At 40.3% G+C, this 17,294-nt stretch carries 18 protein-coding genes; all 18 read left to right on the forward strand.

What is annotated here, in order from left to right; translation table 11 throughout:
- Window positions 1–3: 3 nt before the first annotated feature.
- Window positions 4–1,014: a flagellar motor switch protein FliG gene (gene fliG, locus RTR43_RS07540; protein WP_312470800.1), complete on the forward strand. Its 1,011-nt coding sequence runs from the start codon at window positions 4–6 to the stop codon at window positions 1,012–1,014.
- Window positions 998–1,828, forward strand: a complete 831-nt coding sequence (locus RTR43_RS07545) for a FliH/SctL family protein (RefSeq protein WP_312470801.1) — start codon at window positions 998–1,000, stop codon at window positions 1,826–1,828. Before fliG ends, RTR43_RS07545 begins: the two co-directional genes overlap by 17 nt.
- A complete protein-coding gene (fliI, locus tag RTR43_RS07550) occupies window positions 1,812–3,134 on the forward strand; it encodes a flagellar protein export ATPase FliI (protein ID WP_312470803.1) in 1,323 nt (440 codons plus the stop codon). Before RTR43_RS07545 ends, fliI begins: the two co-directional genes overlap by 17 nt.
- Window positions 3,131–3,565 carry a flagellar export protein FliJ gene (gene fliJ / locus RTR43_RS07555; RefSeq protein WP_312470804.1) on the forward strand — a complete coding sequence of 145 codons (435 nt, stop codon included), beginning with the start codon at window positions 3,131–3,133 and terminating at the stop codon, window positions 3,563–3,565. Before fliI ends, fliJ begins: the two co-directional genes overlap by 4 nt.
- 12 nt (window positions 3,566–3,577) lie before the next feature.
- Window positions 3,578–4,432 carry a MotE family protein gene (locus RTR43_RS07560; RefSeq protein ID WP_312470805.1) on the forward strand — a complete coding sequence of 285 codons (855 nt, stop codon included), beginning with the start codon at window positions 3,578–3,580 and terminating at the stop codon, window positions 4,430–4,432.
- Window positions 4,433–4,458: 26 nt separating this feature from the next.
- A complete protein-coding gene (locus RTR43_RS07565; protein ID WP_312470806.1) occupies window positions 4,459–5,019 on the forward strand; it encodes a flagellar biosynthetic protein FliO in 561 nt (186 codons plus the stop codon).
- 5 nt (window positions 5,020–5,024) lie between these two features.
- A complete protein-coding gene (fliP, locus tag RTR43_RS07570; protein WP_312470807.1) occupies window positions 5,025–5,771 on the forward strand; it encodes a flagellar type III secretion system pore protein FliP in 747 nt (248 codons plus the stop codon).
- Between the two features lie 16 nt (window positions 5,772–5,787).
- Window positions 5,788–6,057, forward strand: coding sequence for a flagellar biosynthesis protein FliQ (gene fliQ / locus RTR43_RS07575; protein ID WP_248733252.1), 270 nt, complete (start codon window positions 5,788–5,790; stop codon window positions 6,055–6,057).
- A gap of 3 nt (window positions 6,058–6,060) precedes the next feature.
- Window positions 6,061–6,837 (forward strand): flagellar biosynthetic protein FliR, encoded by a 777-nt coding sequence (fliR, locus tag RTR43_RS07580; RefSeq protein ID WP_312470809.1) that lies wholly within the window; start codon window positions 6,061–6,063, stop codon window positions 6,835–6,837.
- A gap of 3 nt (window positions 6,838–6,840) precedes the next feature.
- Window positions 6,841–7,935, forward strand: a complete 1,095-nt coding sequence (gene flhB, locus RTR43_RS07585; protein WP_312470811.1) for a flagellar biosynthesis protein FlhB — start codon at window positions 6,841–6,843, stop codon at window positions 7,933–7,935.
- Entirely contained in the window at window positions 7,932–9,965 is a 2,034-nt protein-coding gene (flhA, locus tag RTR43_RS07590) for a flagellar biosynthesis protein FlhA (RefSeq protein WP_312470813.1), read from the forward strand. The genes flhB and flhA overlap by 4 nt, the downstream gene beginning before the upstream one ends.
- Complete coding sequence (gene flhF / locus RTR43_RS07595; RefSeq protein ID WP_312470814.1) at window positions 9,962–11,197, forward strand: flagellar biosynthesis GTPase FlhF; 1,236 nt, start codon at window positions 9,962–9,964, stop codon at window positions 11,195–11,197. The genes flhA and flhF overlap by 4 nt, the downstream gene beginning before the upstream one ends.
- Before the next feature lies 1 nt (window position 11,198).
- Window positions 11,199–12,083, forward strand: coding sequence for a MinD/ParA family protein (locus tag RTR43_RS07600; RefSeq protein ID WP_312470815.1), 885 nt, complete (start codon window positions 11,199–11,201; stop codon window positions 12,081–12,083).
- Between the two features lie 14 nt (window positions 12,084–12,097).
- A complete protein-coding gene (locus tag RTR43_RS07605) occupies window positions 12,098–12,469 on the forward strand; it encodes a hypothetical protein (RefSeq protein WP_312470816.1) in 372 nt (123 codons plus the stop codon).
- 21 nt (window positions 12,470–12,490) lie between these two features.
- Window positions 12,491–13,294, forward strand: coding sequence for a sigma-70 family RNA polymerase sigma factor (locus tag RTR43_RS07610; protein ID WP_312470817.1), 804 nt, complete (start codon window positions 12,491–12,493; stop codon window positions 13,292–13,294).
- Between the two features lie 108 nt (window positions 13,295–13,402).
- The gene (locus tag RTR43_RS07615; protein ID WP_312470818.1) at window positions 13,403–13,720 is read left to right on the forward strand and encodes a PilZ domain-containing protein; all 318 of its coding nucleotides are present in this window, start codon (window positions 13,403–13,405) and stop codon (window positions 13,718–13,720) included.
- A gap of 158 nt (window positions 13,721–13,878) precedes the next feature.
- Entirely contained in the window at window positions 13,879–14,814 is a 936-nt protein-coding gene (locus RTR43_RS07620) for a manganese-dependent inorganic pyrophosphatase (protein ID WP_312470820.1), read from the forward strand.
- Window positions 14,815–15,087: 273 nt separating this feature from the next.
- The coding region (locus tag RTR43_RS07625) for a molybdopterin-dependent oxidoreductase (RefSeq protein WP_312470822.1) at window positions 15,088–17,294 on the forward strand (2,207 nt) is incomplete at its 3' end.

The following is a 17,294-nucleotide window of genomic DNA, read 5'->3' on the forward strand; positions in this document are numbered from 1 at the left end:
TCAATGGCGACAGCATTAAGGTTGACTGGAAAACAAAAAGCAGCAATTTTGCTCATTTCGATGGGAAAGGATGCTTCCTCAAAAGTGTTCAAACATTTGTCTGAAGAGGAGATTGATGAGCTTACTCTTTCGATCGCCAATATTCATAAAGTGGATGGTAAAGAAAAAGAAGAAGTGTTGAAGGAATTTCATGAAATGTGCATTGCTTCGGATTATTTGGCAACCGGCGGGATTAACTTTGCTCAGGATGTATTGGAATCTGCGCTAGGCAAGGACCGGGCGAAACAGATTATTTACCGATTAACATCACAACTTCAGGTTAAACCCTTCGAGTTTGCCCGACGTATTGATGCTATGCAAATCTATCAATTCTTGCAAAATGAGCACCCGCAAACGATTGCGCTTGTATTAGCCCATTTGGAGACTCAACAAGCATCCATGATTCTATCATCACTTCCTAGTGAACTTCAATTCGATGTCGCTAGACGAATCGCGTTGTTAGAGCAAACTTCACCAGAAGTAATTAAAGAAGTAGAAGGTATTTTGGAACAAAAGTTAGCCTCTACGATCCGTGAGGACTTTACGGTGGTAGGTGGAATAGAATCTATCGTCAATATCCTAAACGGTGTGGACCGTGGTACAGAAAAAGGTATCTTAGAGCACCTGGGTATGAAAGATGAGGAATTGGTAGAAGAAATCAAAAAACGGATGTTTCTATTTGAAGATATCATTAATCTTGATCGGCGTGCGATTCAGCGAGTTATTCAGGAAGTGGAGAATCAGGACCTACTCCTTGCATTAAAAGCCTCCAGTCCAGAAGTCAAAAAAGTTATTTTTGAGAACATGTCGCAAAGGATGGTCGAAACATTCGAAGAAGATATGCAATTCCTCGGTCCAGTCAGAGTTAAAGATGTTGAGGAAGCGCAAGGAAGAATCGTATTTGTCATTCGCCGCTTAGAGGACGCTGGTGAGATCGTCATTGCTCGAGGTGGAACTGATGGCATCCTATTCTAAAGTTTTTAAGTCTACTAATCTCTCTTTGATAGAAGAAGTGAAGGTCATTAGCCAGCCCCTTATTCCATTAAACCTCCATGGAGAACCTATAGCTGAAGAGGTACCGCAGGAGGGCGATGAGGGGATTGGGGCGCAACAAGCAAACCAATTGATTCAAGCGGCTAAAGCAGAAGCGCAAGCGATTATAGAAATGGCGGAGCAAACGGCCCGATTATTAGAAGCCTCCACTACAGCTAAAATCAATCAATGGTGGGAAGAAAACCAGCAGAAGCTAGAGTCCTTATCACTTGAAGCAAAACAGCAGGGCTATGAAGAAGGACTAGCGACGGGAAAACTGGAAGCTAGGACTCAAATTCAGCAAGAATATCAAGAAAAATTAGAGCAAGTTCAATATTTGTTACAAGCAGCCTATGAACAAAAGGATGCGATTATCTCAGAAGCAGAACCGTTTTTACTTGAGTTGAGTACGGTAATTGCTTCCCAAATTGTTAAACAGGAATTAGAAAGTCGTCCTGATCAATTTGTGGAGTTAATTAAACTACATATTCTTCGCTTTAAAGAAAAAGAGTCGATTACGGTCTGTGTTCATCCTGATGATTTTGATTTTATCCAATCACAGCGGATCCACCTTATTGCTGTTGTTAACGGGGAAACAGAAATCAAGGTCATCCCGGACCATTCCGTTTCACCAAAAGGATGTATTATCCGAACTGCTTACGGCAGCGTCGATGCTCGTATTGATACCCAAATTGAGGAAATTAAAAGGGTCATTCTAGAGGCGAGAAGGGAGCCGGAAAGTGGGATTATCAACTAAGAGATATATTAAGCTCATTAGAAATATAGACCCGGTAAGAGTCAACGGAAAAATAACACAAATCATCGGACTTACGATTGAATCTCAAGGACCTGACGTAAGGATTGGTGAACTGTGTTCGATTTACCCTTCTCAGTCACAGACTCCCATTCAAGCGGAGGTTGTCGGTATTAAGGAGAACAAGGTGCTGCTTATGCCGCTTGGCGAGGTCCGCTCCATCGGTCCAGGCTGTGATGTGGTCGCAAGTGGCAAACCAATGAGGGTAAAGGCCGGCAACCAATTACTGGGACGGATTCTGGATGGTTTGGGTCAACCCATCGATGGCAAGCCCCTACCACTAGGTTTAGAAGAAGTGCCTACCCACGCAATACCCCCTAACCCACTTAGTCGTCCGCGGATTCATTCACCCTTAGGTGTTGGTGTCCGAACGATTGATGGGTTACTCACCATGGGGAAGGGGCAAAGAATGGGAATTTTTGCTGGGAGTGGGGTCGGTAAAAGTACACTCCTAGGAATGATTTCTCGAAATACCACAGCTGAAGTGAACGTCATCGCCTTAATTGGAGAGCGAGGACGTGAAGTTCTTGATTTTATTGAACAAAACTTAGGGGAAGAAGGGTTGAAAAAGTCTGTCGTCATCGTAGCGACATCTGATCAACCAGCTCTTATTCGAATAAAAGGTGCTTTGACAGCGACTTCCATTGCAGAGTATTTCCGAGACCAAGGAAAGGACGTATTACTTGTGATGGATTCTGTCACTCGCTTTGCTATGGCACAAAGAGAAGTTGGTTTAGCGATTGGCGAACCTCCTACGACCAAGGGGTATACTCCATCTGTGTTTGCGATGCTGCCACAACTATTGGAACGGGCTGGAACGGGACCAAAAGGATCGATTTCAGCCATTTATACGGTTCTGGTGGATGGGGACGACATGAACGAACCGATTGCAGATGCCGTAAGAGGAATTCTCGATGGACATATTGTCCTAAACCGGGCAATTGCTGGGAAAGGAATTTTTCCTTCAATTGATGTATTAAACAGTGCAAGTCGGGTCATGACCGAAATTACCTCGGACGAGCATTTAATTGCAGCACAAAACTTTAAGAAATTACTTGCTTCCTATAATGAAGCAGAAGACTTAATCAATATTGGTGCGTATAAGAAAGGCTCGAATCGGGACATCGATTTGGCGATGCGACTAAAGCCAACAATGGATAAATTTTTACGACAAGGAATTTATGAAGCTTCTCAGCTAGAGGAGGCAGAGTCCTTCTTACTTTCACAATTTGGAGCGATGATGCGATGAAATTTACGTTTTCTTTTCAAAAAGTGCTTGATGTTAAAGAAAAAGAACAGGAAATTGCCAAGCAAGAGTATGGTACTACTAAACTTCGTCAATTGGAACTAGCGGAAGAGTTAGAAGGGCTAGAAGTGGTCAAGGAGAATGTTTTTAACCAATACAATGATGTTGATCGAAAAACGGTCAAAGAAATTTTAGCGTTTCAACAAGAAATTGACCATGTAAGCCTTCGGATGAAACGGTTGGAGGATCAATCACAGCAAATTCATCAGGAAGTAGAGCAAAAACACCAAGTACTAATCGAAAAAAATCAGGAAACAAAAATGTGGAACCAGTGGAAGGCGAAATCAATGGAAGCTTTTCAAAAGCAACTGGACCGAAGTGAACAAGCCATGTTGGATGAAATGGCCGTCTTACGCTATACCCGAAGGATATGAGGAGATTAACCAATGGAAGAGAAACGACGCGGAAAACTAGGTAGTATTTTATTCTGGGGAATTTCGTTACTAATTACCGTTCTATTAATATTGTTCCTGTTAAATTTTGTTGGCTTTCCTGTGTGGAAGACATTTCAAGATTGGGGAAATAAGATTCCTGTCGTGAACCATATCATTCCAGATTCTAATTCCAAAGAGGCCAAAAAGCCCGCTGATATTAATGACTGGAAAGACAAATATGTAAAGAACCAATCAGTATTGAAAAAAATGGATCAACAAATATCCGAGTTGAATAAACAACTAAGCTCCGATCAAAATGACTTAAAGGTTTTAAAGAAAAACAACGAAGAATTACAAAAACAGCTAGAAAATAAGCAAGCACAAGGTGTTCAGGAACAAATAAAAAAAGTAGCAGGAATTTATGCCAATATACCTGCATCAAAAGCTGCTGCAATAATTGCTTCTATGTCCCTTGAAGAAGCTTCTTTAACTCTTTCCCAACTAGATATAGAACTACAAGGGAGTATTCTTGGGAGCATGAAGGATGTCAAAAAAGCAGCTCAAATATCCATGTTGTTAAAAGAGATTGCAGGGCTAAATGAAACCAATCAAAACGTGCTTGCACAACAGGTACATGACCTTGCCCTTAAACATGAAAGCCCAACAGAAACCTTAGCAGAAACGGTTGCAGGGATGCCGCCTGTTCAATCTGCTCGCCTTATTCAATCGATGATGGGGACGAACTCACAAGTAACAATGAATCTTTTGAAAAATATCAACACAACGAGTCGGTCACAAATATTAACGGAAATAGCAAAATCTGATGCCAAATTAGCAGCTACCATCGCGGCAAATTTAAACAATTAGAAATAACTCCAAGGAAGGAGACAATCATGAAACGCACCATGTTTTTATTTGTTTTGTTTTTTTATTTATTTTCTTTTCAACCCACTATTTTTGCCGCGGGTTCAACTTCTAACGGCGAGATTTCCGCCTATGACTCTATCCAAAAAAAGGGGAAACCGTCACCTCCATCGACAAAAGTCGCGGATAGCGGGTCACCTTCCGTCTTTCCCTTATTTATCAAATTTATTCTCTCGTTTATCTTGGTTATTGGTTTATTGGTTGTGTTATTGCGTTTTCTAGCTAAACGAAGCCGCCAGACGCAAACAAATGGCCTCGTCCTCCCATTAGGCGGTCATGCGCTTGGTAATAACAAATCGTTACAGGTCCTCCTCATTGGTCAGACGATTTATATCATCGGTGTAGGAGAGAACGTAACCATGATCCGCTCCATTTCCCAAGGGGAAGAATATCAACATCTTCTTGAAAGCTATGAAAATCAAGGAGATGGACAAACACCGAATTGGTTAGCTAATGATTCGTTAAAAGGCTGGAACACTGTTTTTCGAAAGCAGATGCAGAAAATAAGGAAAATTAACGGAGAGGAGTAGGATTAATGAGACGAAAATTAGCTATACTTGTTCCGCTTCTTTTATTAGGTGTCTTTTCTACTGCCTTTTCCGTTGAAGCTAGCCAAACGATTCTTCCAGGAATAGACTTGGGCACAAGCGACCCAGATAAAGTCTCAAATACGTTACGAATTATCCTTTTAATTACGGTGCTGTCCATTGCACCTGCCATTCTTATTTTAATGACGAGTTTTACCCGTATCATCGTTGTCCTAGGGTTTGTTCGTAATGCCCTTGGTACCCAGCAAATGCCACCCAATCAAGTATTGATTGGGCTCTCGCTATTTATGACTTTTTTTATCATGGGTCCTACTTTTTCACAAATAAATAAAGAGGCATTGCAACCGTTTATGGCTGGGAAAATGACGCAGCAAGAAGCCTATGAAGCGGGAAGTACGCCGATGAAGGAATTCATGGCCAAACATACACGTCAGAAAGACTTAGCGCTGTTTATGGATTATGCAGGGATGGAAAAACCGAAAGAAGTGAAGGACATCCCACTAACTGCATTAGTTCCTGCCTATGCGATTAGTGAATTAAAAACAGCCTTTCAGATGGGATTTATTATTTTTATCCCATTCCTAGTGATTGATATGATTGTTTCGAGTATCTTGATGTCGATGGGGATGATGATGCTGCCGCCGGTGATGATTTCATTGCCATTTAAGATTCTGTTATTCATTTTGGTAGATGGTTGGCATTTAATTTTCCAATCATTGCTGATGAGTTTTTAAGAAGGAAGTGTAATCCATGACTACTGAAATGATCATCGGACTTGCCCAAGAGACTGTCTATACCATCCTTATTGTCATCGCTCCGGTTGTCGGTGTGGCTTTATTGGTCGGGTTATTGGTAAGTATTTTTCAAGCCACCACACAGATACAGGAACAAACGTTATCGTTTGTCCCAAAAATCATAGCAGTATTCCTATCTATCCTTGTCTTCGGGTCATGGATGTTGCGGCACGTGCTTGATTTCACTCAAAATTTGTTGGGGAATCTCTCCAAATTTGTGGGGTAAGTGATGAATATTGATGCTTCTTCCTTGTTGAATTTTTTACTTGTATTCGTAAGAATCACTTCATTTATGGTAACCGTCCCAGTATTTTCTGGGCGTCAAATACCAGCCCGCTTCAAAATTGGTTTTAGTATCGTGCTTAGTGTCCTTTGTGTCGGGGTAATTAATGAACCGATCCACACCTTTTCACTGGGGACGATGGTCCTATTGATTCTTAAAGAGTTTATGGTCGGAATCGTGTTAGGAATGGTCGCGAATATCCTATTTTATGCTGTCCAGCTGGCGGGGGCCTTATTGGACCTGCAAATTGGCTTTTCGATGGCGAGTCTGTTTGATCCTACCTTTGGGACGAATTCACAATTAACGGGGCGGTTCAAAAATATCTTAGCCATCCTGGTTTTACTTGCAACAAATGGTCATCATCTCCTTATTCAAGGGATATTAGCTAGTTTTGATTGGATTTCGTTGCCAGCCTATGTTCCTGCGTTGATGGACGGCCGAATGTCCACCTTTCTACTGGAATGTGTCCAGCAAATGTTTATGATTGGTTTTATGATGGCAGCGCCACTGATTGGTACGTTGTTTATTGTCGATGTTGCCTTAGGTATTATCGCAAGGACCGTACCACAGATGAATGTGTTTGCTATTTTCCCTCCAGTCAAGATTTTGATCCATTTCTTGATGTATATTTTTATTTTACCTGGTTTCTTTTATTTACTAAAAGTCCTATTTGAAACCATGTTTGGATCAATGAATTCTATACTGAAAATAATGGGGGCTTAAATCTTGCTGCTTCGTTTAGATCTACAATTATTTTCTGGTGAAAAAACGGAAAAGGCAACCCCGAATAAACGTCGAGAGACAAGGAAAAAAGGGCAGGTTGCGAAGAGTCCGGAAGTCGCATCAGCTCTCACCTTGCTTCTCTGCTTCGCTTTTTTAATGGTTGGTGGAAAGAGCTTAATTGCCGGGTGTCTTACTATTTATCGTCGGAGCTTCCAAGAATATTTGCTTTGGGATATTTCGATCTCCAGCACGCAACTTTTATTCAACCAGTTGTTGTGGGAGGTTGTTAAATTGGTAGCACCCATCTTTGCCGTTGTTGTAGTGGCGGGTGTTGTTGCCAACTATTTACAGGTTGGATTTATGTTCAACCCCGAATCGTTGAAAATGAATTTAGGAAAACTTAACCCACTTGAAGGAGCGAAACGGATCTTTTCCCTTAAGTCGCTGGTGGAATTAATTAAGTCGATATTAAAAATTGTGATTACTTCCAGCATCGCAGGTTCGATGATTTGGAAACAGAAAGACGAATTGTTTTTAATCGGTCAAAAAAGCCTTTGGGATTCTTCTAGATTCATAGGTTCTCTAACCATCCAAATCGGGCTCGTAGTAGCCAGCATTTTGGTGATCCTTGCGGCAGCGGATTATTTTTTTCAAAAGTTTGAATATGAAAAGAAAATCCGGATGTCAAAGCAGGATATCAAAGATGAATATAAGAAAATGGAGGGCGACCCGTTCATTAAAGGAAAGCGGAGAGCCAAACAACGCGAGTTATCTATGAATCGAATGATGCAAGAGGTGCCAAAGGCCGACGTTGTTATCACCAATCCGACGCACTTTGCTGTGGCCATCCGCTATGATCTTGAAACGATGGATGCGCCCGTTGTGATTGCCAAAGGAAAAGATTATATCGCTTTAAAAATCAAAGAACTTGCCAAACAAAATAAAATTATGACGGTAGAAAATAGGCCGCTCGCTCGTGCCTTATTTGCTTCAGTGGAAGTCGGCGAGCCCATCCCAGAAGAGATGTTTAATGCAGTGGGAGAGATTTTGGCTTATGTTTACTTTCAGGAAGGTCGCTATAAGGGGATGATGACTTGAAAACAAAAGATTTATCCGTTTTGATTGTTGTCATAATGATTGTCGCAATGATGATTATTCCACTGCCAACAATATTATTGGATTTTCTATTAATTATTAATATTAGTGTGTCATTGTTGATCTTGATGGTGGCTATGAATACAAAAGAACCATTAGATTTTTCTATTTTTCCAACCGCATTATTAATAGCTACACTTTTTCGTTTAGCACTTAATGTGTCGACCACTCGTTCGATACTTTCAAATGCCGATGGAGGAAAAGTGATTGAGACGTTTGGATCGTTCGTCGTTGGAGGAAGTCCTGTTGTCGGTTTTGTCGTATTCTTAATACTTGTTGTAATCCAATTCATTGTCATCACGAAAGGTTCGGAACGGGTAGCGGAAGTAGCCGCTCGTTTTACCTTGGATGCAATGCCTGGAAAGCAAATGAGTATTGATGCCGATATGAACGCTGGGTTAATCAGTGACCAAGAAGCTCGTATGCGCCGTAAGAAAGTCGAACAGGAGTCGGATTTTTACGGGTCCATGGATGGAGCCAGTAAATTTGTCAAAGGCGATGCGATTGCAGGGATCATTATCTTGATCATCAATGTCGTTGGTGGATTTATCATTGGGATGGCCATACATGGCATGGGATTTGCTGAATCTGCCAGTACCTTCACCTTGTTATCTGTAGGGGATGGATTGGTTAGCCAAGTGCCTGCCTTACTCATTTCCACTGCCACAGGGATAACTGTTACTCGAGCAGCATCGGATGGTTCTTTAGGCTCCGATATAATGAAACAGCTGTTTAATTATCCAAAGCTTCTTTATATCGTGGCTGGAACGATTCTTATTTTAGGTATTTTTACACCGATTGGACTTTTTTTAACTCTTCCAGTGGCGATTTTATTAGCCTTCGGTGCTTATTCCATGCAACGTTCTGCACAAAAAGAGCAACAGCAAAATGAACTGGTTGAAATGGAAGGGCAAGAGGAAGACATTAGCGGTCCAGAAAAGGTAATTAACCTGCTCCAGCTCGATACGCTGGAATTGGAGATAGGTTATGGCTTGATTCCTTTGGCTGATCAAAAACAAGGTGGGGACATTCTTGATCGAATTGTGATGATCAGGAGACAGTTTGCCATAGAATTGGGCTTGATCATTCCAACCATTCGTATTCGAGATAATTTACAATTAACACCCAATCAATATGTTTTAAAATTCCGCGGCAATAAAATTGCGTCAGGAGAAGTATACCTTGATCATTTTCTTGCCATGAATCAAGGCGGAGATATAGATGAAATTGAGGGCATTCATGTGATTGAGCCCGCTTTTGGTCTACCTGCTACTTGGGTAAGCATTGATGCGAAACAAAAAGCCGAACTGATGGGTTATATTATCATCGATCCTTCTTCCGTGATTGCGACACATTTAACCGAGGTATTAAAAAGATATGCTTACCAGTTGTTACGCAGAGAGGAAACAAAGGAATTAATCGAAAACTTGAAAGAAACCCATCCAAATCTGGTCGAAGAGATTGTTCCAAACTTACAGTCAGTCGGAGATATTCAGAAGGTATTACAGAATCTTCTGCGCGAACAAATATCCATTCGTGATTTAGCGACAATCTTTGAAACTTTGGCTGATTTCGCCGTCTATACAAAGGAACCAAAGGTGTTAACGGAATATGTGCGCCAGTCCTTGACGCGGCAAATCACAGATCAATATGCTGAAGAAGGCGTCATTCATGTGTTAACGGCTGGAGCGACGCTCGAGAAAGGGATTTCCGATTATATTCAACAAACGGAAGCAGGAGTGCATTATTTATCGATGGATCCACAAATGTCTCGAAAAATAACAGAAGAATTACAACAACAAATTGATCGGGTCATCAAAGCTGGTGGACAACCGATATTCCTAACCTCTCCTTCCATCCGAATGTATTTGAAACAGTTTGTTGATAAAATTATGCCGACCGTACCCGTCCTTGCTTATACGGAGCTGGAGCCCGATATTGAGATCCAAAGTATAGGAGTCGTGAATATATGAAAACCAAAAAAATCGTAGCCGATTCAATGCCCCTTGCTTTAAAAATGGTCCGACAACAGTTAGGGGATAATGCCATTATCGTGAATACCAAAGCGATCAAAACGGGTGGAGTGTTTGGTTTATTTGCGAAACAAAAATTTGAAGTGACGGCTTATTCCATAGAAAAAGAAAGCGTTAGTTCAGCACCAAAATTTTCATTAGAACACAAAGCGAAAACGGAGAATAACAACCACAAGATTGAAGAAAACAATAACTCTGTTTTCCACAAGAAACCACAAGAGCTCTATAATTATTATTCGCAACCGACTGCTGTAACGGAAAAACCTGCTTCACCACCGACGCAACCTTTGGAAAAGGAAAATCCATTGCTTGATGAACTGCAACACATGCGAAAAATGATGATGACCTTCATGATGAATGACAACCAAGGAAATACGATGCCATCTGGATTAGTCACCTACGTTAACCGTTTGAAAAAACAAGGTGTAGATGAGGAGATTGTTGAGCATATTGTGAGCAATATGCTAAAGAAGTATGAGTCAATGAACGATCTAGCTGATCATGTCATTGAAGAAGAAATCATCTCCATTGTCAAAGAAATCATTGAAAAGCGAGTCCCTAAGTCAAACATGGTTAACGAGAGTACGCGCATGATCAATGTCATTGGCCCTACTGGCGTTGGAAAAACAACGACCATCGCCAAACTAGCGACCGAACAAGTGTTAAAACAAAAGCGCAGAGTAGCCATGATCACTACCGACGTCTATCGAATTGCCGCCGTAGAGCAACTAAAAACGTATGCCGGAATCTTGAATGTGCCACTTGAAGTGGTTCGTACGAAAGATGAATTAGAGAAGGCTCTTACCAAACTTGCGCATTACGATCTAATCTATATGGATACCACTGGACGCAATTACAAAGAAGTCAAATACCGTGAATCCATTTCCGAATTTTTAAATCATCCGCTTGAGAGTGATAATTACTTGGTTTTAAGCTTGACCACAAAGTTTGAAGATATGCAAATCTTGTTAAATGAATTTTTGAAAAGTCCCGTTCAGAAACTGATTTTGACGAAATTTGACGAAACAACAAGCTATGGTTCGATTCTTAATATAGCTTATAAATATCCATTTCAATTAGCCTATATCACCAACGGCCAAAGTGTCCCAGAAGATATAACGTCAATCGATGCGACACTGCTTGTGAGATATTTATTAGGGAAGGAAAAATAAAATGGATCAAGCGCAAAGTCTTAGAGAATATATGCAGCGATTTAATGTTCAACAACAAAAAAACCATTCCGCTCGTATGATTACGATTACGAGTGGAAAGGGTGGGGTCGGTAAATCTAATTTTACGCTTAACTTTGCCTTAGGCTTACAATCAGTCGGTAAAAAGGTTGTGGTCTTGGATTTAGATTTATCAACAGCGAATATTAATATTCTGATGGGGATAACGCCGCGGTATAGTCTTGTAGATGTCTTGAATCAGGAGAAACAAATATGGGATGTGTTAGAAAAAGGCATGGAAGGAATTGAGTATATTTCAGGTGGATTCGAGATCCAGGATCTTTTAAAATTGGATCAAAACACGCTCTCGTTTTTTTGGAGTCAAATTCAAGAGCTTCAAACCTATGCAGATTTTATTTTACTGGACACAGGTGCTGGAATATCAAAGGAACTCGTGGACTTTATCGTAGCTTCTGATGAAACCATAATGGTCACCACACCTGAGCCTACATCCATTGCTGATTCCTATGCTGTTATCAAAACTGTTCATCAATACACAAAGCAATCTCCAAGATTTCAATTGGTCGTTAATCGTGCTCAATCTTATCGTGAAGCGGTTGAAACATCAAGAGTTATGAAAAATGCCTGCAGTAATTTTCTTAAGATGAATTTAAAAACACTGGGCTTTCTGATGGAGGATGCCCATGTTTGGAAGTCGGTTAGATCGCAAACGCCATTCTTCATTTCATATCCAAATTGTGAAGCATCAAAAAACATCAAACAAATAGTATATTCCTTTTTACCTGATTTGGATGAACCCTCTTCTGTTTCGACTAAGGGAATTCGAGGGTTTTTTGAGAAAATTTTATCAGTAAGTAAATCGTTGTAAGGGGTGAATGCCAAATGTCAGTAAGTTGGAAAGTAAATGGATTTATGGGTTTAATCGTATCGCTGTTTACTTATTTTTTTTCCTATCCGAATAATACATGGCAAACGTCCTTATTTCGAGCAGGCTTGGGTTTTCTACTATTCTATGTTTTAGGCATCATGTTACAATTTGTCATTCATCAGGTTAACTTAATAAATAGCACCAATAAGGATGAGAAACAAAATCGCTCAAAGGATACCCCAGCGAAATCGGAAGCAAATATCCAAGGCGGAGATATACCGCTGGAAGAACCATCATTCCAAGCCTTTCCACTTGAATCATTGCATAGTGGTGGGGATGAAAAGGATCTTGAAAAAACCGTACAAACCATTCGTACTTGGAATTAGCAAAACCAGGAGGGATAACGCTTGAGACCGGCTGTTAAAGAAACCATACCTCATTTTCCTTTATGGAGGAAGTACCGGGAAAATCACGATTCAATAACACAGGAAAATCTAATAAAACAATATGGGCATTTGGTAGAGCAAATGGCCAGCCGTTTGAGCCTGACGATCCCCAAGAATATTATTCCGAAGGAGGATTTAATCGGGTTAGGTTATATCGGATTAATTGAAGCAATCCAAAAATTTGATTATAAAAAAGGATATCAATTCGAAACATTTGGATTATGGCGCATAAAAGGGGCCATGCTGGATGGGATCCGTAAGATGGACTGGGTTCCGCGAGGATTAAGAGAGAAAGCAAAAAAATTAAATACCGCCTTTCGCCAACTAGAACAAACATTAATGAGATCACCTTCCGAAGAAGAACTAAGTCAGTATTTAGATATGTCTATAGAAGAAGTTGATCAGGCACTTTCTACATTATCATTTTCCACCCTGCTGTCTCTGAATGAACCAATAAATGCCAATGAAGAAGAAGGGAAACAGCAGAGTAGATTGGATCAAATTACTGATAATAATTCCATATCACAGGTACAGCAGCTGCAAATGGAGGAATTTCGTAAACTAATATCCAACGGTATTGATAAAATGCCTGAGAAAGAAAGGCTAGTCATTTCCTTGTTATATTATGAAGGATTGACACAAGTAGAAATTGCTGAAGTGTTAAATCTAACCAAGGGGAGAATTTCCCAAATTCATTCTCAAGCTATTCTTCGCTTGCGTCGAAGCTTCGAAGCACAGGGTTTTTCATTAGATTCATTTATGTGATGTTAAAGAGACTGATATTTTGATACTTTTTATTAATTTTGAAATAAACTTTTTCTAAATAACCGTCAGTTGACGGTTGTATTTTTTTGATGTATGGGGGGTCTAGATTTGGAATTTTTCACTAATCGGCGAGAATTTAATAGAATCGTATTTAATAATCCTATTCAGGCTAGCATTGAATCCGTTGCAAACTACCCTGAACAATTGAATTGCCCCATATTGATTCTAGATATGAGCGCTGGCGGTCTAAAATTTGTTAGTAAATATGAATTTATGGTAAATTTTATTGAATTATACAAGCTAAATCTAACTTTAAATAATAAAGACTTAGTTATGTATGGGAAAATAATAAGAAAAAAAATACTGAATCGTGATTTTTATGAGTATTCCATGAAATTTAATTTTTTTAATAATGAAAAGATTTAAGTGGAACAGAACTTAATCATTTGTCTAGATTTTTGGTTTGGATGCAAAAGAAACTTAATTTTGAAACTGTTAGAGAAATCATATATAATTTTCGAGTGGGGTCATTCATATTCCGGATGGCTTGTCCTACATAATTTCAAACGATTGGGAGTAGTAATATGGAAAAAGTACTTATATTCGGTCATAAAAACCCTGACACTGATACGATTTGTTCTGCGATTGCTTATGCAGATTTAAAAAGACAGCTAGGTATGGATGTCGAACCAATCCGTCTCGGGCAAATTAATGGTGAAACTGAGTATGCCCTAAACCAATTTAATGCCGATGTTCCGCGCTTGGTGGAGCAGGTCTCAGCAGAGGTTAATTCTGTCATATTAGTTGACCATAATGAACGCCAGCAAAGTGCCAACGATATTACGGATGTTCGTGTCCTAGAAGTCATTGACCATCATCGAATCGCCAATTTTGAAACAAGCGATCCATTATACTATCGTTGCGAGCCTGTTGGCTGTACGGCGACAATATTAAATAAAATGTATAAAGAAAACGGCAAAGAGATTAAACTAGAAATTGCCGGACTGATGTTATCGGCGATTATTTCTGACTCATTATTATTTAAATCACCAACGTGTACACCAGAGGACGTGGCAGCTGCGCAGGAATTAGCTGCAATTGCCGGAGTTGATGCGGCAAGCTACGGCTTGGAAATGCTAAAAGCCGGTGCAGACGTTCGCGATAAATCAGTTACTGAACTTCTAAGCCTTGATGCAAAAGGATTTGAAATGGGCTCTAGTAAAGTAGAAATTGCACAAGTGAATGTAGTTGATACAGCAGATGTTCTTTCTCGTCAAGAGGAATTAGAAACAGCCATTACTGCCATTGTTGATGAAAAGAACCTAGATTTATTCCTATTTGTGGTAACGGACATCTTAACAAATGATTCAGTTGGTTTAGCCTTAGGAAGCAAGACTTCTACTGTAGAGAAAGCCTATAACGTGAAACTTGTTAATAATACAGCAACATTAAAAGGCGTTGTTTCTCGTAAGAAGCAAATTGTTCCTGTGTTAACGGATATTTTTAATAAAGGTGAATAGTAAACAAAAAAACGTTCATGCGCCCAATAAGCATGAACGTTTTTTTTGTTTAAATGGGATATTCCATAAGATTTGGCTGGTATTTAATTCATATATATAAACGGTTTTAATACTGCCAACATAGGATTGTCAAAATTGTGTCATATAGGTCTATTGAAATGTGAATATTTTACAAAATATCCTTGAAAATCAAACTATAAATTTCCATTTTCGCTTAGTATAGAGTTGTAGAATTTCACCTTAAACCTGATTCATAAGGGAGGAAGATGGGCTTTGGAACTAACAAGGAGATCACTATTGAAGGCTACAGCTGTATCGATGACGCTAGCAGCCGCGGGATGCAGTAAGAAAGACAAAAACGCAGAACTAAACAGTGCACAAGCAGCTAATATTGAACCAGATGAGTGGAAAACCACCGTGTGTCGTTTCTGCGGAACAGGGTGCGGTATTTTAGTTGGCGTGAAGGATGGCAAGGTTATTGCAACCAAGGGTGATCCAGAGAATCGTTCAAACAAAGGTCTAAACTGCATAAAAGGCTATTATATTGGAAAAATCCTCTTTGGGAAAGACCGGTTAACGAAACCACTTATCCGTGAAGACAAATCTAAAAAAGGTACCAGAGAAGGATTTAGAGAAGCTACGTGGGAAGAAGCCTTAGATCTGGTGGCCAAAAAATTGAAGGAAGCCTATGATGCTGATCCAAAATCTGTTGCCTTCTATGGTTCAGGGCAGCAATCCATTATGGAAGGATATGCGTCCGTTAAGCTCTGGAAAGCAGGTCTATTGAGTAATAATATTGACCCAAATGCCCGCCATTGTATGGCCAGTGCTGTAGCTGGTTTTATGACCACCTTCCAATCAGATGAACCGATGGGTTCCTATCGGGACCTTGATGAAACAGAAGTTTATGTCACCTGGGGCGCAAATATGGCTGAAATGCATCCGGTGCTTTACTCCCGCCTCACGGCCCATAAGCTGAAGGATAGCGGTGTTAAGCATTATGATTTAACAACGAGATATTCTCGGACTTCCGAACTTGCTGATGTCGTGATGGTATTCCGGCCGCAGACGGATTTAGCGATTGCGAACGCGATATGCAATTATTTAATCCAGAATAATTTATATGATCAGAAGTTTGTTAATGAACATACCCAGTTTAAAGCGGGAACGGAAAACCTCGGTCACACCTTTGAAGATAATTATGAAGCAACAGAGGTTGGAAAAGTAGCTGATAAAGACTGGGTAATCACATTTGAAGAATTTAAAACAAGGGTTTCAGAATATACGCTTGACAAAGCGGCGCAAATGTCTGGTGTGCCTGCAAAGGATATTGAAGCATTAGCGAAAGAATTTGCTGACCCAGACAAAAAAATAATGTCCCTTTGGACAATGGGAGTCAATCAGCATACACGCGGCACATGGATGAACAATCTCATTTATAATGTCCATCTACTTTCTGGAAAAATTGCAAAGCCTGGAAGTGGTCCTTTTTCATTAACCGGGCAGCCAAGTGCGTGCGGAACGGCTCGGGAAGTTGGCGTCTTTTCTCACCGGCTGCCAGCAGATCTAGTCGTTAAAAATCCGGAGCATCGCCGCTATTCTGAGTTGATTTGGAACCTACCGCAAGGCTACCTTAATCCAATCGAAAATCCTGGGATGCATACGGTTAAAATGTTCCGTGAGTTAGGTAATGGCAAGATTAAGTTTTTATGGAGTATGTCCAATAACTGGGGCCAGTCTAACCCTAAATTAAATCGATCTAGAGGAATTGATGCCAACGGTAAAGGTGTCATTGATGGCTTTATTGTTGTTTCTGATGTTTACCCAAACCGCTCAACAGAAATGGCGGATGTGGTCTTCCCAGCGGCGATGTGGGTTGAGCGTGAAGGACAATTTGGTAATGCCGAGCGCCGGACATCGATATTTGAAAAATGCGTCGAGCCCCCTGGTGAAGCGAAATGGGATTTGTGGGCAATTGTGCAAGTGGCCAAGCGTGTTCTTCAAGGTAAAATGATTGGCGATAAACCTGCATTTGATGTTCTTTTTGGAATGGTTTGGGATAGTAAAAAAAATGATTTGCTTGAGGACGAACATAAAGTAAATAGTCTTCTTTGGGAGGAATACCGGTTATTTACGAATCCTCATGAGCATCCAAACAAAGAGGCCCAGGAGTTAGGTGCCAAGTTAAAAATGAAAGCAAAACAATTGGCTCCATATGATGAATATTTGAAACAGCATGGAATTTGCTGGCCAGTCAGAAATGTTAATGGAAAATGGCTCGAAACGAATTGGCGCGATTCTTATGGTAAGCAGGAGGATGGCTTCGACCAATATGGTGTAGAGGAATTTGGTCATAAAGGAAAATACAATGACCTCGATTTCTATAAATCGGCGGATCATAAACCAGCCATCCTATTTCGGCCATTTGAGGAAGCAGCAGAGGTTCCAGATAAGGAATATCCACTCTGGTTATGTACGGG

The organism is Neobacillus sp. (assembly GCF_031988165.1).
Taxonomy (GTDB): Bacteria; Bacillota; Bacilli; order Bacillales; family Cytobacillaceae; genus Neobacillus; species Neobacillus rhizosphaerae.

Bases quoted from the DNA above. Each gene is read 5' to 3' on its own strand.
- fliG (WP_312470800.1), top strand. From the start codon at position 4: ATGGCGACAGCATTAAGGTTGACTGGAAAACAAAAAGCAGCAATTTTG.
- RTR43_RS07545 (WP_312470801.1), top strand. From the start codon at position 998: ATGGCATCCTATTCTAAAGTTTTTAAGTCTACTAATCTCTCTTTGATA.
- fliJ (WP_312470804.1), top strand. From the start codon at position 3,131: ATGAAATTTACGTTTTCTTTTCAAAAAGTGCTTGATGTTAAAGAAAAA.
- RTR43_RS07560 (WP_312470805.1), top strand. From the start codon at position 3,578: ATGGAAGAGAAACGACGCGGAAAACTAGGTAGTATTTTATTCTGGGGA.
- RTR43_RS07565 (WP_312470806.1), top strand. From the start codon at position 4,459: ATGAAACGCACCATGTTTTTATTTGTTTTGTTTTTTTATTTATTTTCT.
- fliP (WP_312470807.1), top strand. From the start codon at position 5,025: ATGAGACGAAAATTAGCTATACTTGTTCCGCTTCTTTTATTAGGTGTC.
- fliQ (WP_248733252.1), top strand. From the start codon at position 5,788: ATGACTACTGAAATGATCATCGGACTTGCCCAAGAGACTGTCTATACC.
- fliR (WP_312470809.1), top strand. From the start codon at position 6,061: ATGAATATTGATGCTTCTTCCTTGTTGAATTTTTTACTTGTATTCGTA.
- flhF (WP_312470814.1), top strand. From the start codon at position 9,962: ATGAAAACCAAAAAAATCGTAGCCGATTCAATGCCCCTTGCTTTAAAA.
- RTR43_RS07600 (WP_312470815.1), top strand. From the start codon at position 11,199: ATGGATCAAGCGCAAAGTCTTAGAGAATATATGCAGCGATTTAATGTT.
- RTR43_RS07605 (WP_312470816.1), top strand. From the start codon at position 12,098: ATGTCAGTAAGTTGGAAAGTAAATGGATTTATGGGTTTAATCGTATCG.
- RTR43_RS07620 (WP_312470820.1), top strand. From the start codon at position 13,879: ATGGAAAAAGTACTTATATTCGGTCATAAAAACCCTGACACTGATACG.